This window comes from Mesorhizobium sp. WSM4850 (assembly GCF_055811735.1).
The window spans coordinates 21,375-36,090 of record NZ_JBVVPV010000010.1 but is presented as its reverse complement, the minus strand read 5'-3'; the positions used below and the strand labels follow the sequence as shown (position 1 = coordinate 36,090).

Annotated in this window: 16 protein-coding genes; 12 read left to right on the top strand and 4 right to left on the bottom strand. The window is 63.5% G+C overall.

Going from position 1 to position 14,716, the window contains the following annotated elements; translation table 11 throughout:
* Nucleotide 1 precedes the first annotated feature (1 nt).
* The 3 genes from modB to AC0L2Z_RS12830 all read left to right on the top strand — a co-directional run bounded on the left by modB (nt 2) and on the right by AC0L2Z_RS12830 (nt 2,244).
* Nucleotides 2–706, top strand: coding sequence for a molybdate ABC transporter permease subunit (modB, locus tag AC0L2Z_RS12840; RefSeq protein WP_027153742.1), 705 nt, complete (start codon nt 2–4; stop codon nt 704–706).
* Complete coding sequence (gene modC, locus AC0L2Z_RS12835) at nt 703–1,815, top strand: molybdenum ABC transporter ATP-binding protein (protein WP_473628167.1); 1,113 nt, start codon at nt 703–705, stop codon at nt 1,813–1,815. The genes modB and modC overlap by 4 nt, the downstream gene beginning before the upstream one ends.
* 87 nt (nt 1,816–1,902) lie before the next feature.
* Nucleotides 1,903–2,244 carry a winged helix-turn-helix domain-containing protein gene (locus AC0L2Z_RS12830; protein ID WP_023798788.1) on the top strand — a complete coding sequence of 114 codons (342 nt, stop codon included), beginning with the start codon at nt 1,903–1,905 and terminating at the stop codon, nt 2,242–2,244.
* A gap of 27 nt (nt 2,245–2,271) precedes the next feature.
* Here AC0L2Z_RS12830 and cobF read toward each other — a convergent pair whose 3' ends face one another.
* Nucleotides 2,272–3,045: a precorrin-6A synthase (deacetylating) gene (gene cobF, locus AC0L2Z_RS12825; RefSeq protein WP_287228243.1), complete on the bottom strand. Its 774-nt coding sequence runs from the start codon at nt 3,043–3,045 to the stop codon at nt 2,272–2,274.
* Nucleotides 3,046–3,287: 242 nt separating this feature from the next.
* Between cobF and AC0L2Z_RS12820 the strand changes: the two genes are divergently transcribed.
* The 7 genes from AC0L2Z_RS12820 (at nt 3,288) to AC0L2Z_RS12790 (ending at nt 9,198) form a co-directional block, all read left to right on the top strand.
* The gene (locus AC0L2Z_RS12820) at nt 3,288–4,295 is read left to right on the top strand and encodes a DUF4424 domain-containing protein (RefSeq protein ID WP_473628165.1); all 1,008 of its coding nucleotides are present in this window, start codon (nt 3,288–3,290) and stop codon (nt 4,293–4,295) included.
* Nucleotides 4,295–4,813, top strand: coding sequence for a dihydrofolate reductase (locus tag AC0L2Z_RS12815; protein ID WP_023798791.1), 519 nt, complete (start codon nt 4,295–4,297; stop codon nt 4,811–4,813). Before AC0L2Z_RS12820 ends, AC0L2Z_RS12815 begins: the two co-directional genes overlap by 1 nt.
* 142 nt (nt 4,814–4,955) lie before the next feature.
* Nucleotides 4,956–6,065 (top strand): FtsH protease activity modulator HflK, encoded by a 1,110-nt coding sequence (hflK, locus tag AC0L2Z_RS12810; protein WP_027154960.1) that lies wholly within the window; start codon nt 4,956–4,958, stop codon nt 6,063–6,065.
* Nucleotides 6,065–7,042, top strand: a complete 978-nt coding sequence (hflC, locus tag AC0L2Z_RS12805) for a protease modulator HflC (protein WP_128167091.1) — start codon at nt 6,065–6,067, stop codon at nt 7,040–7,042. The genes hflK and hflC overlap by 1 nt, the downstream gene beginning before the upstream one ends.
* 84 nt (nt 7,043–7,126) lie before the next feature.
* Nucleotides 7,127–7,339 carry a DUF2065 domain-containing protein gene (locus AC0L2Z_RS12800; RefSeq protein WP_287056277.1) on the top strand — a complete coding sequence of 71 codons (213 nt, stop codon included), beginning with the start codon at nt 7,127–7,129 and terminating at the stop codon, nt 7,337–7,339.
* 138 nt (nt 7,340–7,477) lie between these two features.
* Nucleotides 7,478–8,992: a DegQ family serine endoprotease gene (locus AC0L2Z_RS12795; RefSeq protein ID WP_287210773.1), complete on the top strand. Its 1,515-nt coding sequence runs from the start codon at nt 7,478–7,480 to the stop codon at nt 8,990–8,992.
* Nucleotides 8,993–9,066: 74 nt separating this feature from the next.
* The gene (locus tag AC0L2Z_RS12790; RefSeq protein WP_473628164.1) at nt 9,067–9,198 is read left to right on the top strand and encodes a hypothetical protein; all 132 of its coding nucleotides are present in this window, start codon (nt 9,067–9,069) and stop codon (nt 9,196–9,198) included.
* A 16-nt stretch (nt 9,199–9,214) separates the two neighbouring features.
* On the opposite strand, the gene AC0L2Z_RS12785 is transcribed toward AC0L2Z_RS12790, so the two are convergent.
* Both AC0L2Z_RS12785 and serB read right to left on the bottom strand, forming a co-directional pair.
* A complete protein-coding gene (locus tag AC0L2Z_RS12785) occupies nt 9,215–9,778 on the bottom strand; it encodes a GNAT family N-acetyltransferase (RefSeq protein ID WP_473520132.1) in 564 nt (187 codons plus the stop codon).
* Nucleotides 9,775–10,662, bottom strand: a complete 888-nt coding sequence (gene serB, locus AC0L2Z_RS12780; RefSeq protein WP_473628163.1) for a phosphoserine phosphatase SerB — start codon at nt 10,660–10,662, stop codon at nt 9,775–9,777. The genes AC0L2Z_RS12785 and serB overlap by 4 nt, the downstream gene beginning before the upstream one ends.
* On the opposite strand from serB, the gene miaA reads away from it, so the two are divergent.
* Nucleotides 10,652–11,644, top strand: coding sequence for a tRNA (adenosine(37)-N6)-dimethylallyltransferase MiaA (miaA, locus tag AC0L2Z_RS12775; RefSeq protein WP_473628241.1), 993 nt, complete (start codon nt 10,652–10,654; stop codon nt 11,642–11,644). The genes serB and miaA overlap by 11 nt on opposite strands.
* A 102-nt stretch (nt 11,645–11,746) precedes the next feature.
* On the top strand, nt 11,747–12,538 hold the full coding sequence (locus tag AC0L2Z_RS12770) for a GGDEF domain-containing protein (RefSeq protein ID WP_027154966.1): 792 nt from the start codon (nt 11,747–11,749) through the stop codon (nt 12,536–12,538).
* A gap of 216 nt (nt 12,539–12,754) precedes the next feature.
* Here the strand turns inward: AC0L2Z_RS12770 and AC0L2Z_RS12765 are convergent, their stop codons facing one another.
* Nucleotides 12,755–14,593, bottom strand: a complete 1,839-nt coding sequence (locus AC0L2Z_RS12765; protein ID WP_473628240.1) for an ATP-binding protein — start codon at nt 14,591–14,593, stop codon at nt 12,755–12,757.
* Nucleotides 14,594–14,716 lie beyond the last annotated feature (123 nt).

Here is a 14,716-nt window from a genome sequence, read left to right as displayed (position 1 = left end):
GATGGATTGGTTGCTGGACCTCACTCCCGACGAATGGAACGCGGTCCGGCTGTCGATCAAGGTGGCGACAGTGGCGATGGTCGCCAGCCTGCCGCCCGGCATATTGATCGCGCTTGTGCTTGCCCGTGGCCAATTCTGGGGCAAGACGCTGCTCAACGGGCTGGTGCATCTGCCGTTGATCCTGCCGCCGGTGGTTATCGGCTATCTGCTGCTGCTCTCCTTCGGCAGGCGCGGCCCGGTCGGGGCGTTTCTGGCCGAGCATTTCGGCATTGTCTTCTCCTTTCGCTGGACGGGTGCCGCATTGGCCTGCGCTGTCATGGGCTTTCCCCTGATGGTGCGGGCGATCCGGTTGTCGATCGAGGCGGTCGACCGCAGAATCGAGGCGGCGGCCGGGACACTTGGCGCCAATCCGTTGTGGGTATTCGGGACGATCACGCTGCCGCTGATCCTGCCCGGCCTGATTACCGGCGCGATCCTGTCTTTCGCCAAGGCGATGGGCGAATTCGGCGCAACGATCACTTTCGTTTCCAACATCCCCAACCAGACGCAGACGCTGCCGTCGGCGATCTACACGTTCACGCAGGTGCCGGGCGGCGATGCCGGCGCGCTCAGGCTGACGCTGATCTCGATCGTCATCTCGATGGCAGCACTTGTCGCATCGGAGGTGCTGGCGCGGCGCGTCGGCAGGCGGATGGATATCGAATGACGGTTGTGGTCGACATCAGCCATCGGCTCGGCGACTTCGAGGTCGACGCCCGCTTCGAGAGCGCCGGGCGGCTGACCGCGCTGTTCGGGCCCTCGGGCTCCGGCAAGACGACGCTGATCAACATGATTGCCGGCCTGATCCGGCCGGACAAGGGGCGGATCGAGGCCGACGGCCGCGTGCTGGTCGATACGGATGCGGGTCGGTTCGTGCCGAAGCACAAGCGCCGCATCGGCATGGTGTTCCAGGACGCGCGGCTGTTTCCGCATATGAGCGTGGCCAGCAATCTGCGCTACGGCCGCTGGTTCACGCCGACGGCGGAACGCTATGCGGACATCAAAGCGGTGGTCGACCTGCTCGGCATCGGTGCTCTGCTCGACCGGCGGCCGGCAAAGCTATCCGGCGGCGAAAAACAGCGCGTGGCGATCGGCCGGGCGCTGCTCGCCAGCCCGAAACTGTTGCTGATGGACGAGCCGCTGGCTTCGCTTGACGAGGCCCGCAAGGCAGAAATCCTGCCTTACATCGAGCGGCTGCGCGACGAGACGAAAATCCCGATCGTCTATGTCAGCCATTCGGTCTCGGAGGTCGCGCGGCTGGCAAGCGACGTCGTTGTGCTGGCGCAAGGCAAAGTCGCTGCTTGCGGCCCGACCGGGGCGATCATGCAGCGGCTCGACCTGTTGCCGGCGGAGGAGCGCGGCGAGGGCGGCGCGGTGCTGGATACCGCGGTGCTGCGCCACGACAATGTCTTTGGCATGACCGTGCTCGGCTCGGTGGCGGGCGAGATCCGCGTGCCGCTTCTGGCAGTGCCGGTCGGTGCGCCGATGCGCGTTCGCATCCGTGCCCGCGATGTGATGATCGCCACCGAACAGCCGACGGGTCTCAGCGCGCTCAACATCTTGCAGGGCACGATCGTGACGATGGCGCCGGGCGAGGGCCCCGCGGTCGAGATCGGCATCGACTGCCATGGCGCAACCGTGCTTGCCCGGATCACCGAGCAATCGCGACAGACGCTGAAACTCCGGCTTGGTCGAGAGGTCTACGCGGTGGTCAAGACGGTTAGCTTCGACCCGGCGAATATGAGTGCCGGCCTGCCACTCGAGGCCGATGGATGACCCGCGGATGATTGTCGCTATATCATTTTGGAATAGCGGTAGCGCCGGAGAGCTTCTAGGATGGATGGCGGGACTGCGGAGGAGCAAATGCCGTCGCTGAGCTTGCGGATAAACCTCGATCCAGAAGGGCGCATCGGGCCGGGCAAGATCGAGCTTCTGGAGCAGATCGCCGCCTTCGGCTCGATCTCGGCGGCGGCGCGCGGCATGGAAATGTCCTACAAACACGCCTGGGATCTGGTCGAAGACATGAACCGGGTGTTCGGCAAGCCGCTGGTCGCGGCGCAGACCGGTGGCAAAAAGGGCGGCGGCGCGCAGTTGACTCCGGCGGGGCTTGCGGTGGTCAGCCGCTTTCGCGCCATCGAACGGGCAGCGGCTTCCGCGGCAGCGGCGCATTTGGAAGCTTTACAGGCGGAGATCGATGCCGGGTGAGGTCGATGGAACCTGTATTGGCGGAGCCTACTCCTCCGGCTCGCCGGGCTTGCGCAGCAGATAAGTGTCCATGATCCAGCCTTTTTTCCGACGCGCCTCGTCGCGAGTCCTGACGATCTCGTCGCCGACGTCGCCAAGGCGGCCGGAAATGAGGATCTCGTCGGGCGTGCCGAGATAAGCGCCCCAGTGGATAAGGAGGTCGTTGTCGTCCAGCGTGTTGAAGGCGCATTTGCCGTCCAGCATGACGACAGTGCTGCCGGCATTGTCGGGCAAGCCTTCCTCGGTGAGCCGGCGGCCGGTGGTGATCTGAACCGCATCGCCGATGCGGTTCAGCGCCATCTTGTGGCTGGCGGCGAGCGCCTGGACGGCAGTGATGCCGGGGATCACCTCGAGCTCGAACGCGACATTGCCTCTCATGCGCACCCGCTCCAGGATGCGTAGCGCGCTGTCGTAGAGCGAGGGATCGCCCCAGATCAGGAACGCACCGCAGCCATCTTGCGAAAGCTCGTCGCGGATCAGGCTTTCATAGATCGCGGCGATCGCCTCGTGCCAGTCATCGACGGTCGAGCGATAGGAGGGCGTTGGCTCGGCCCGCACCGGCACGTCGAATTCGACCCGGCGCGAGTCTGGATTGGTGACGAACCGGTCGCAGATCTGGCGGCGCAGTTCTGCGAGATCGTTCTTTCTGGCGCCCTTGTCGGGAATGAACAGCACGTCGGCGCGGTTCAGGCCGTCGACCGCCTGCACGGTCATGTGGTCGGGATTGCCGGCGCCGATGCCGATGACGAGAAGCTTGCGCATGGGCGAACTCCTGCCCGATCGGAGCGTCGCTGTCCAGACAGGCCGGCAGGTCGGCATGGCATGTGCGCAAGCGCGGAAGGGCTTTGAAACTCCACATTGAAACGTCTAGAGCGACGCGCGTCCACTTGGACGCGCAAAATACGCTCTAGCACCTTTAATCGTCGCATCGTGCTTTCCGAAAATCGATTCCGATTTTCGGGCCGATGCGATAGAGTCATCGGCATCTCGCCCAGGGAGCTTCCATGTTCCGTTATGTCCTGACCGGCGCGCTGGCGCTTTCGGCCACGCCCGTGTTCGCCAATGATTCGATCGCCGAATTGGGGACGGGCGGCCTGATCCTGTCGCGCAGCGACGCGGTCGCCATGGAAAGCGAGGACCTCTACATCTCGCCGGAAAAGGTGACGGTCGACTATGTCTTCCGCAACAACACCGACAAGGATGTCGATGCGATCGTCGCCTTTCCGATGCCTGACATCGAAGGCGATCCGAACGAGATGCCGGCAATTCCCGACGGCCAGAGCGATAATTTCCTCGGCTTCGAGGTGACCATAGACGGCGTGGCGGCAAAGCCGCAGCTCGAGCAGAAGGCATTTGCGCTCGGCATCGACATCAGTGCCGATCTCGAGTCGCAGAACGTGCCGTTCTACCCGTTCGGCGATGCGGCCAGGGCGGCATTGGCGAAGCTGCCGCAAGCGGTTGCCGACGACTGGGTCGACCGCGGCCTCATCATCGAGGACACCGCCGACGACGGGTTTGGCATGAAAACCGTCTATGTGCCGTTCTGGCAATTGCGCTCGACTTATTGGTGGCGCTCGACCTTTCCAGCCAACAAGGCAGTCCGCGTCGCCCATCGCTACAAGCCCAGCGTCGGCGGCACCTCCTCGGTCAGCTTCTTCTATGACGGCCAGTTCCAAGGCCAATACGCCGCCTACAAGACCCGTTACTGCATGGACGGCACGTTCGAGAATGCGATTCGCAAGGCGGCGAAGGGCACTCCCGACGGCACGCCGAGATATTTCGAAAACCGCATCGCCTATGTCCTGACCACTGGCGGCAACTGGGCGACTGGCTCGATCGGCAAGTTCAAGCTGACCGTCGACAAGGGCGATCCGAAGAACCTGGTCTCGTTCTGTGGCGAAAACGTCAGGAAAGTCGGGCCGACGCGTTTCGAGATGACGGCAGAGAATTTCTACCCTGAGCACGACATCGACATAATGCTGCTGGTACCTTCGGGCGGGAGCGGCGGCTGATGGACGTCGCGATCTATGTCGCCATCGCCGAAAACGGTGTGATCGGGCGCGATGGCGGTTTGCCGTGGCGGCTTTCCAGCGATCTCAAGCGGTTCAAGGCCGACACGATGGGCAAACCTGTCATCATGGGTCGCAAGACCTATGAAGGCATCGGCCGGCCTCTGCCGGGCAGGCTCAATATCGTGGTGACCCGCGACAAGGCCTGGCGCGCCGAGGGCGTCGAAGTCGTGCATTCGCTCGACGAGGCGATCCGCCTGGCGAAGGTGCGCGGGCGCTGCATGGCCGGCGCCGACGAAATCTGCGTCATCGGCGGCGGCGAGATCTATGCCCAGGCGCTGCCGCTGGCCGACCGCTTGCATGTCACCCATGTCCTTGCCGCAGTCGACGGCGACGCGCATTTCCCGCCGATCGACCCGGATTTGTGGCGCATCGGCCGCTCGCAGGACGTTCCGGCCGGTGAAAAGGATAGTCATGCGACACGCTATTCGGTTTACGAGCGACGCCGCGACGTGCATTGAGAGACGGTAAAGGGTCGCGACGGTCCAAAACGGACGGTGACGACGACCGATCGCGTTGAAAGCGCGCCGTCGCATCCCTATAGAAGAACAACACCGGATTTTGCGTCGTCAGGCCGGCGCATGAGGGAGCGAAAGGACATTTATGCCCTGGAATGACAAAAGCGGCGGAGGCGGCGGCCCATGGGGCGGCGGCAACAATCCAGGACCCTGGGGGCAGGGACCAAAGGGGCCTAGCGGTCCGCAGGGCTCGCCTCCCGATCTCGAAGACATCATCCGGCGCGGCCAGGACAGGTTGCGGCGTGCTTTGCCGGGTGGCACTGGCGCCAGCCCAGCCGTGTTCGGATTGATCGCGGCAGCGCTTATAGCGCTGTGGGCGTTCAAGGCGGTCTATACCGTGCAGCCCGACGAGGTTGCGGTCGAACTCAGATTCGGCGTGCCAAAGGCAGAGTTCTCCCAGCCCGGCCTGCATTTCCATTGGTGGCCCATCGAGACGGTCGAGACGGCCGTGATTGCCGAACAACTCGTCAACATCGGCGGCGGCACGGCCTCCGGAAACGGTTCAGGGCTGATGCTTTCGGGCGACCAGAACATCGTCAACGTCCAGTTCTCGGTGGCCTATCAGGTCTCCGATCCGAGGGCCTATCTGTTCGACGTGTCCGATCCCGACGGCATGCTGCGCCAGGTCGCCGAAAGCGCCATGCGTGAAGCGGTCGGCCGGCGGCCGGCGCAGGACATCTTCCGCGATGATCGCGAGGGCATTGCAGCGTCCGTGCGCGAAATCATCCAGACGACGCTGGACGGCTACAAGGCCGGCCTGAACGTCAACGCGATTTCGATCGAGGATGCCGCACCGCCGCGCGAAGTGGCCGACGCCTTCGACGAGGTGCAGCGCGCCGAACAGGACGAGGACAAGTTCGTCGAGCAGGCCAACCAGTATTCCAACCAGAAGCTCGGCCAGGCGCGCGGCGAGGCCGCACAGATCCGCGAGGAGGCGGCCGGCTACAAGAACCGGGTCGTGCAGGAGGCCGAAGGCGAGGCGCAGCGCTTCATCTCGGTCTATGACGAATACGCCAAGGCGCCGGATGTGACGCGCCAGCGGCTTTATCTGGAAACGATGGAGAGGGTTCTGAAGGATTCCAGCAAGGTCATTATCGAGCAAGGCAGCGGACCAGGGGTCGTTCCCTATCTGCCGTTGCCGGCATTGCAGCAGAAGGCGCCGGCGCCGGCGCCGGTGCTGGGAGGAAACCAGTGATGGCCAACCGTCTTCCCATCATCGCCGTCATCGCCGCGGTCGTCCTGTTCCTGCTCTATTCGTCGGTCTTCGTTGTCAATGCGCGCCAGCAGGCACTGGTGCTCAGGTTCGGCGAGATCGTCGACGTCAAGAGCCAGCCGGGCATCTATTTCAAGGCGCCGTTCGCCTTCTTCGATGCCGACAGCGTGCAGTTGATCGAAAACAGGGTGCTGCGCTTCGACCTCGACAACATCCGCGTCCAGGTTTCGGGCGGCAAGTTTTATGAGGTCGACGCCTTCATCGCCTATCGGATCTCGGATCCGCGCGTGTTTCGCTCCGCGGTTTCCGGCCAGATCGAGCTGGCCGAGGCACGCTTGAGGACGCGTCTCGACGCCGCCTTGCGCCGTGTCTACGGTCTGCGCGACTTCGAGGCGGCGCTCTCGGAAGAGCGAGCCGTGATGATGCGCGAAGTGCGCGATCAGCTGAGGCCCGACGCCACGTCGCTCGGCCTGCAGATCGAGGATGTCCGCATTCGCCGGACCGATTTGACGGCGGAAGTCTCGCAACAGACATATGACCGCATGAAGGCTGAGCGTCTGGCCGAAGCCGAGCGGCTGCGGGCGCGCGGCAACGAGGCGGCGCAGCGCATCAGGGCGCGCGCCGACCGCGAAGTGGTGGAGATCGTCGCCGAGGCACGGAGAGAGTCTGAAATCCTGCGCGGTGAAGGTGAAGCTCAACGCAGCGCCACCTTCGCGAACGCCTACCAGCGCGATCCAGCCTTCTTCGACTTTTACCGGTCGATGAATGCCTACGGCACGGCGCTGAACAGTACCGGGACGACGATGGTGCTGTCGCCGAATTCGGACTTCTTCCGCTTCTTCCGCAATCCCGCCGGCGCGGACACGCCGGCAGCGCCGGCTGCACCGGCAGCGCCTGGGCCAGCAGCTGGGCCCCGTGCACCCGCTGCACCGACAGCGCAGCCAGGCACCGGCCAGTAACGGCCGGTGCAGGACTTTCTGGCGGCAATAGGCCTGGTTCTCGCGCATGACCCCGAAAATCGGAATCGATTTTCGGAAAGGATCATGCGCCAAATCAAAGTGCTACAGCGTCCTTTGCGCGTCCAAAAAGACGCGCGGCGCTGTAGTGTCGAGGGCCTGGTCTATGGCGGCTTTCCCGGTCTCGCCAAGAAACTTGCCGGCGAAGTTCTGTCGATGCCGGAAAATACGCTGCGGGTCGCCGGACTGATTGCAATCGCCGTTGGTGTCGGCCTGGTCTGGCTGGTGCGCGGTGGATGACGATGATTTCGGGATAACGGAGGATTTATCCTCCGCCGATAGCCATAGCCGCAAACGTGCCGTATTTCTTGCCAACATGGCTCGACGCAGCGTTTTCGGCGAGCGCTTTTCTTCTCAGAGACACCGGGAGACTTCTCGATGACATCCAACAGCTTTTTGCGCGCGGCGAGGCGGACGTTGACCGCGGGTGCTGCAGCACTTCTTATCGGCGCCGCTACCGTCCCGTCGCTGGTGATGCCCGCGGCCGCCGACGACGGCCCGGCTTCGGTCGCCGATCTCGCGCAGGGCCTGCTCGGCGCCGTGGTCAATATATCGACCTCGCAGAGGGTGAAGGGCACGGAGGGCCCGGGCGCGGTGCCGATGCCGCAGCTTCCAGAGGGCTCGCCCTTCCAGGACTTCTTCGACGATTTCTTCAAGAACCGTCCCGGCGAACAGGGCAATCCCTCCCAAAAGGTGCAGTCGCTGGGCTCAGGCTTCGTGGTCGACGCCGAGCAAGGCATCGTGGTGACGAATAACCACGTGATCGCCGATGCCGACGACATCGAGGTGAATTTCTCCGACGGCGTGACGCTGAAGGCGACGCTGGTCGGTACCGACACCAAGACCGACGTGGCGGTGCTGAAGGTCGATCCGAAAGGGCACAAGCTGACGGCGGTGAAATTCGGCGATTCCAGCAAGATGCGCGTCGGTGACTGGGTGATGGCGATCGGCAATCCGTTCGGCCTCGGCGGCACCGTGACGGTCGGCATCGTCTCGGCCCGCAACCGAGACATCAATTCCGGCCCCTATGACGATTTCATCCAGACCGATGCCGCGATCAACCGCGGCAATTCCGGCGGGCCGCTGTTCAACAGCGCCGGCGAGGTGATCGGCATCAACACGGCGATCATTTCGCCGTCCGGCGGCTCGATCGGCATCGGCTTTTCCATTCCCTCGCAGCTGGCGTTGGGCGTGGTCGACCAGCTCCGGCAGTTCGGCGAGACGCGGCGCGGCTGGCTCGGTGTGCGCATCCAGCCGGTGACGGACGACATTGCCGAGAGCCTCGGCATGGCCACCGCCAAGGGCGCGCTGGTCGCCGGCGTCATCAAGGGCGGGCCTGTCGACAACGGCACCATCCTGGCGGGCGACGTCATCATCAAGTTCGACGGCAGGGACGTCAATGAAATGCGCGACCTGCCACGCGTCGTCGCGGAGAGCACGGTCGGCAAGGCTGTCGACGTGGTCATCGTGCGCAAGGGCGTCGAGCAGACCGTGAAGGTGACGCTTGGCCGGCTCGAAGATGGCGAAAAGCTTGCCAGCGGCGAGAACGGCAATACCGACAAGGACACCGGCGACGAGGCGCCTGCCGTTTCGACGGCGTCCGTGCTCGGCATGACCGTTGGCGACCTCAACGACGAGACGCGGACGAAATTCGGTATTGCCGCCGAAGTCTCCGGCGTCGTCATCACTGAAGTCGCCAAGGATTCAGCCGCTGCCGAACGCGGCATCCAGGCCGGCGAGGTGATCACCGAGATCGCGCAGGAATCGGTCGCCACGCCCAAGGATGTCATGGACCGGATTGCTGCGTTGAAGGAGCAGGGACGCAAGAATGCGCTGCTGATGCTGGCGTCGAAGAGCGGCGAATTGCGGTTTGTGACGATCCGGATGGACTGAGTCCCGGAGGCGCGTGCTGATGGTGTGCCGCTGAACCAGTGGATCGCGTCGGCCGTGTCGCAAAGGTTGGAGCCATGGAGACAGCGGCCGATTTCCTGCGCCGACGGGCTGGTGATGCATCGGGCGACGATTTCGCGAAAGTGCTCGATCGGGTCGGCGCAAAACCGCCGCAGCCCTTCGACGAGCTTCCGTTTGACAAGCGCTGATCAGGGTCGGCACTGATCAGCGCCGGTTTTTCTGCCAATCCTTGGCTGTCAGCCTGTAGAACACATGCCGCTTGAGCCTGGCGTGGCTGTCCGGAATGCCGGGGTGGTCGAAATCGCTGGTCGGGTCGGCGGTCATACCCAGCCGTTCCATGACGGCAGTGGACCGGCTGTTATCCCTGACGGCGAAAGAAACGATTTCCTCGAGGCCAAGCGTTTCGAAGCCATAGGCGAGCCAGGCTTCGGCTGCCTCGGTGACATAGCCATGGCCCCAGAATTCGGGCGCCAGCCGCCAGCCGATCTCGACGGTGCCGGCCGGCAGGAACGGCAAATGATCGGTGTCGAGGAGGCCGACGAAGCCGATGCATTGGCGCGTTTCAATTATCTCGGCGGCAGCGAAACCGTAGCCATCCTCGGCAATCCAGGCGCGGAACTCGTCCATCTTGGCGTCGGCCTGCGCGCGGTCGCGGCGAAACGGAAAGAACTCCATGACGCGCTCGTCGGAGTTGATGCGGTAGAAGAGGTCGCGGTCGCGATCCTCCCAATTGCGCAGGATCAGGCGCTCGGTGCGGATTGGCGTCACTCCACAAACTCCTCCCGCCGGTAGCCCTGCAGATAGAGAAGCGCGGTCAGGTCGCCATGGTCGATGCGGAATTTTGCCTCCGCCGCCACGACATGCTTGGCATGAAGCGCCACACCGGTGCCGGCAAGGCGGATCATGTCGAGGTCGTTGGCGCCATCGCCGACAGCAATGGCGTCGGCGGTCGTCAGCCCGAGGCGCGCCGAAATCTCGAGCAGCGCATCGGCCTTGGCGGCACGCCCCAGGATCGGCTCGGCGACCAGCCCGGTGAAGCGGCCATCCTGCTCGATCAGGCGGTTGGCGCGATTCTCCTGAAAGCCGAGCATGGCGCCGATGCGTGCGGTGAAGACGTTGAAGCCACCCGACACGAGTGCAGTCCAAGCGCCGTTGGCCCGCATGGTCTGGACAAGCGCGCGGCCACCGGAAGCCAGCGTCAGGCGATTGGCGATGATGCGGTCGACCACGGCAGTGTCGAGGCCTTTCAGCAGCGCCACCCGCTCGCGCAAGGCCGGCTCGAAAGCGATCTCGCCATTCATCGATCGCGCCGTGATGGCGGCGACGTAATCCTTGACGCCGATCTCGTCGGCGAGTTCGTCGATGCACTCCTGGTCGATAACAGTCGAATCCATATCGGCGATAAGGATTTTCTTTCGCCTGCCCTCGGGCCGCTGAACGATCACGTCAACCGGTTCGGGTGCAAGCACGGCGCGCAGGCTGGCGGTCGTTTCAGCGGCTTCGGCCGTCTCGGGCAGGGCGAATTCACAGGCGATGCCTTCGGCCAGCCAGCGAACAGTGCTTGCGCCGACCGACCGCGACGCCATATTCGCAAGCGCCGGCGACAATGCGCGACCGGCGGGATGGGATACAAGCGTGGCGATCAGCGGCATAAAAAATTCCGGCGGGCAGGCGGGCGAGGGCCGCGTTAAGAACGCGATCCTGATAGCCGGGCCGACCGCCAGCGGCAAGTCCGCCCTTGCGCTCGCCCTCGCCGAGCGCAACGGCGGCGTCATCGTCAATACCGATTCGATGCAGGTCTATTCGGTGCTCGACGTGCTGACGGCGCGGCCGACTGCTGCCGAACTCGCTCGCGTCTCGCATTTCCTCTACGGACATGTCCATCCCTCCACCGCCTATTCCACTGGCGCCTGGCTGCGCGACGTGATGAATCTCATCGACGACGGCGCGTTCGTCGAACGTCCGGTCGGCACGTTCTTCGAACGGCCGGTGATTTTCGTCGGCGGCACCGGGCTTTATTTCCGGGCGCTTGCGGAGGGCATTTCGGAAATGCCCGACATTCCGCAGTCGATCCGTGATCGCTGGCGCTACGAACTCCAGGAGCAGGGCGCAGCCAAGCTGCACCGTATCCTGCTGCGCAGGGATTCTGCAGCCGGCATGATGCTGAAGCCGACCGACGGCCAGCGCATCGTGCGGGCGCTGGAGGTGCTCGACGCATCGGGCCGTTCCATCCTGGAATGGCAGGCGGCGCGCGGCCGTCCACTGATCGACAGAGCCAGCACGCGCTTCTTTGTGATCGAGCCGGACCGAGCGGAGCTGGTGGAGCGGATCGAGGCGCGGTTCGACCGCATGCTGGAGAAGGGCGCCCTCGACGAGGTCACGCAGATCACCGATCTTGGCCTCGATCCCGACTTGCCTGCGATGAAAGCCATCGGCGTTCGCGAACTCCAGGCCGCAATGGCCGGCGAGCTGAGTTTTCCCGAAGCGATCGAGCGCGCGAAGATCGCGACGCGACAGTATGCCAAGCGCCAGGCGACCTGGTTCAGGCATCAGTTGGGTCCGGAATGGCTGAGATCGCGCCCTGGTGATCGTGTGGAATCCACGATCTTGGATATCTTTTCGAATGCAACCTGAAAAGTTGACTTAAGGGAAGACCTCCCGTTGAAGTTGTCCCAATTAACCCTCCGTAAGGCCGTCGATGCCATAACGTCTTTGGGGTTTTGCAACGGGGAGCAGATGCGTTTTCACAAGGCGGAATCAGCCTTTTTCGTCTTCATCTTCGTGATCCTGGCCGCCGGCCTGGTGACGCTTCACGCCTATGGGCTTCTGCAGGCGCTCGCGGCGGAGATCACTACGCCTGCCGCGATTGAGAAGACCACTTATCTCAACAAGCTGTTGTTTGGGACCGGCGTCCTTTTGGCGACTGCCCTGTTCTTTGGCATTTTCTTCATCTACCCGCTGATCCGCAAGCAGGCGACGGAAGAAGGGAAGCTGCGCGCCATGACGGTTTCGCTCAGCGCCCGTTCGGAAACGCTGGAGCATGCGGCGCTGACCGACGGCCTGACCGGCATGCAGAACCGGCGTTATTTCGACGATGCACTGAAGGAATATCTCGAGGAATTCCGTCGCATCGACAAGCCGGTCGGGCTGATGATCCTTGATCTCGACCATTTCAAGCAGGTCAACGATACCCACGGCCATGACGTCGGCGACCAGGTGTTGCGGGCGGTCGCCAATTGTCTCAAGGACATGACGCGTTATCACGACGTGGTGGCGCGCCTGGGTGGTGAGGAGTTCGCGGTGGTCACGCCCAACATGGATGCCGAACTGCTGTCCAGGTTCGCCGAGCGCATCCGCAAGGCGATCGCCAACATGTCGATACTATCGGGCAATGTCCGGCTGAAGATCACCACCAGCGTCGGCCTTGCCATCTGGGACCGCAAGGAAACCGCCGAAGAGTTCTATCGCCGCGCCGACCGCCAGCTCTACGAAGCCAAGAGGCAAGGCCGCAACCGCGTCTGCGCCTGAAATCCCGGAGAAGAATTCATGAGGCCGGCCGACTGACGCAGCTTTCTCGACTTCCGGTGCTCATGGACTCAAATGTCCACTCCGCGCCGGGTTCTCGAAAGCCACGTCATTCGATCCGGCCTGATGAATTCCCTTCCGGGATTTGCCCTGGTTTCCTAGGGTGACATAGTTTTAACTTTGGAAGCGCCTTAGCCTCACAGGCTAAAGCCGCCCGGCTCAATCGTTCTGCGAGCGCAGGCCGAAGGTTGCGGGTTTCAGGCCATAACGCATGTCGAAATCGTCGTCCGGCTGGGCGCGTGCGACAGTCGGGGCGGGCGGCTTGCGATAGTCGGGATCGCCGGCCTGCCGGCTCGAATCCACGACTTCGGCGAAGGCCATCGCCTGCTGCGGTTTTGGCACGTTGCGAAGCCTTTCGACGATCGCCACCAGATCGACATCATCGCCAAGCTTAGACGGCAAGGCTTCCTCGCGCTTGGCCGTGCCCGGGATCAGGCCCTCGGAGAGTTTTTCGAATTTCATTCGCATGGTCGTCGCCACGCCTTCACCAAAGGCGATGGCTTCGCGCTGGCCCATCGAAGACAGGAATGCCAGTGTCGAGGCCGAGGAATCGGCGATCGCCGAGCGGATGATCGCCTGGTCCTGCTCGTTGGCGAGCCGCATCGCAAAAAAGGTCGAGCACTGCGACAGGATGGTGGGGTCGAGTTCGCCCGGGCGCTGTGTGACGATGCCGAGATAACAACCATATTTGCGGCCTTCCTTGGCGATGCGCGACAGCGCGTGCCGGGTCGGCGCGAAACCAAGGCGCGGATCGGCCGGCATGTAGCGGTGCGCTTCCTCGCACAGCAAAAGCAGCCGCAGCCGGCCTTCGCTCCACAGCGCCAGGTCGAAGGCCAGACGCGCCAGCACCGAGCAGACGGAATTGACCACTTCCGAAGGCATGCCTGCCATCTCGAAGCAGGTCACCGGGCGGCCGTGATGCGGCACGCGGAAGATGTTGCCGATCGTCTCGTGGATGGTGTCCTCGATCAGCCGCGAGTTGAACATGAAGCGGTAGCGCGGATCGGAGGCTGCCGATTCGATGCGCGTCTTCAGCGATTTGAGGGTGGGGCGGTCGTTCTTGCTTTCCAGCAGTCCCATGCGCTCGTCGATCTGCTTGATGAGATCGACAATGCGATAGGGCACCGGCGTGTCCGCGGTCAGCGCATCGCTGCCGCGCCTGAGATACGTGCCCGAATTCGGGTTGCGATAAAGGTTTTTGGCCGCGGGAATAAGATCGCGCAAGGCGTCCACCTCTTCCGGCACGATCTCTCGACCGCGAAACAGCACTTCGGCAAACTCCTCGAGCTTGAACATCCAGAAGGGCAGGTCCAGCGTCGCCGAATCGACCCTGACGCAGTGCTCTGGCAAGGACGCGGCGAACTCGTTGTGCGGATCGAGGATGAGAACGCGCAGGTCGGGTCGAGCGGCGATCGACTTGCGCAAAAGCAGCGAGACGGCGGTGGATTTGCCGACGCCGGTGGTGCCGACAATGGCGAAATGGCGCGCCAGCGTGTCGTCGATAGCGATGTTGGCGTCGATCTCCTCATCCTGTGACAGCGTGCCGATGGTGATCGAGTGACGCCCGGCCAGGTCATAGACCGCCTGCAGGTCGCGGCTGCGGATGCGGTGGGCAATGGCGCCGATATGTGGATAGGTGGTGATACCGCGGTCGAAAACCGGTTTGGCGCCGGGCTCGGCGCCGTCGCGCACCTCGCCGATGAGCTCGATACTGACCTCGATCGGGTTCTGGCCCTCATCGTGCCAGGCGCGATCCGACTTGCCGACCGCGTAGACCAGCCCGACGGTTCGCGTGTTGCCAAGGTTGATGGAGATCATCTTGCCGACGCTCCAATGGCCGGTGACCGTGCCTAGGATATCGGCGGCATGGGCGCTGATGGTGGCGCGCGCGCCGTCGCACTGGACGACATTGCCCAGAACGCGCTTGTCGCTCTGCTCCGCCTTGCGGCGCTCCTGCAATGTCGGCTCTCCAACGGAGGCGTCGCGGTCGACGAACATGGACAGGCTGTTCCCCATTTCCCTTTTCCATTTTCCCCAAGGCGATCGACCTTACGCCGACGCGGTTAAGGGGGGGTGAGGTCGGATGGTGTAGGGACCATTAAGCCGGTCGCGAAAATTGAA

What these genes read in the sequence shown, in the direction of transcription:
- modB (WP_027153742.1), top strand. Translation starts at nt 2, where the DNA reads ATGGATTGGTTGCTGGACCTCACTCCCGACGAATGGAACGCGGTCCGG.
- modC (WP_473628167.1), top strand. Translation starts at nt 703, where the DNA reads ATGACGGTTGTGGTCGACATCAGCCATCGGCTCGGCGACTTCGAGGTC.
- AC0L2Z_RS12830 (WP_023798788.1), top strand. Translation starts at nt 1,903, where the DNA reads ATGCCGTCGCTGAGCTTGCGGATAAACCTCGATCCAGAAGGGCGCATC.
- cobF (WP_287228243.1), bottom strand. Translation starts at nt 3,045, where the DNA reads ATGCGCAAGCTTCTCGTCATCGGCATCGGCGCCGGCAATCCCGACCAC.
- AC0L2Z_RS12820 (WP_473628165.1), top strand. Translation starts at nt 3,288, where the DNA reads ATGTTCCGTTATGTCCTGACCGGCGCGCTGGCGCTTTCGGCCACGCCC.
- AC0L2Z_RS12815 (WP_023798791.1), top strand. Translation starts at nt 4,295, where the DNA reads ATGGACGTCGCGATCTATGTCGCCATCGCCGAAAACGGTGTGATCGGG.
- hflK (WP_027154960.1), top strand. Translation starts at nt 4,956, where the DNA reads ATGCCCTGGAATGACAAAAGCGGCGGAGGCGGCGGCCCATGGGGCGGC.
- hflC (WP_128167091.1), top strand. Translation starts at nt 6,065, where the DNA reads ATGGCCAACCGTCTTCCCATCATCGCCGTCATCGCCGCGGTCGTCCTG.
- AC0L2Z_RS12800 (WP_287056277.1), top strand. Translation starts at nt 7,127, where the DNA reads ATGCGCCAAATCAAAGTGCTACAGCGTCCTTTGCGCGTCCAAAAAGAC.
- AC0L2Z_RS12795 (WP_287210773.1), top strand. Translation starts at nt 7,478, where the DNA reads ATGACATCCAACAGCTTTTTGCGCGCGGCGAGGCGGACGTTGACCGCG.
- AC0L2Z_RS12790 (WP_473628164.1), top strand. Translation starts at nt 9,067, where the DNA reads ATGGAGACAGCGGCCGATTTCCTGCGCCGACGGGCTGGTGATGCATCG.
- serB (WP_473628163.1), bottom strand. Translation starts at nt 10,662, where the DNA reads ATGCCGCTGATCGCCACGCTTGTATCCCATCCCGCCGGTCGCGCATTG.
- AC0L2Z_RS12770 (WP_027154966.1), top strand. Translation starts at nt 11,747, where the DNA reads ATGCGTTTTCACAAGGCGGAATCAGCCTTTTTCGTCTTCATCTTCGTG.
- AC0L2Z_RS12765 (WP_473628240.1), bottom strand. Translation starts at nt 14,593, where the DNA reads ATGTTCGTCGACCGCGACGCCTCCGTTGGAGAGCCGACATTGCAGGAG.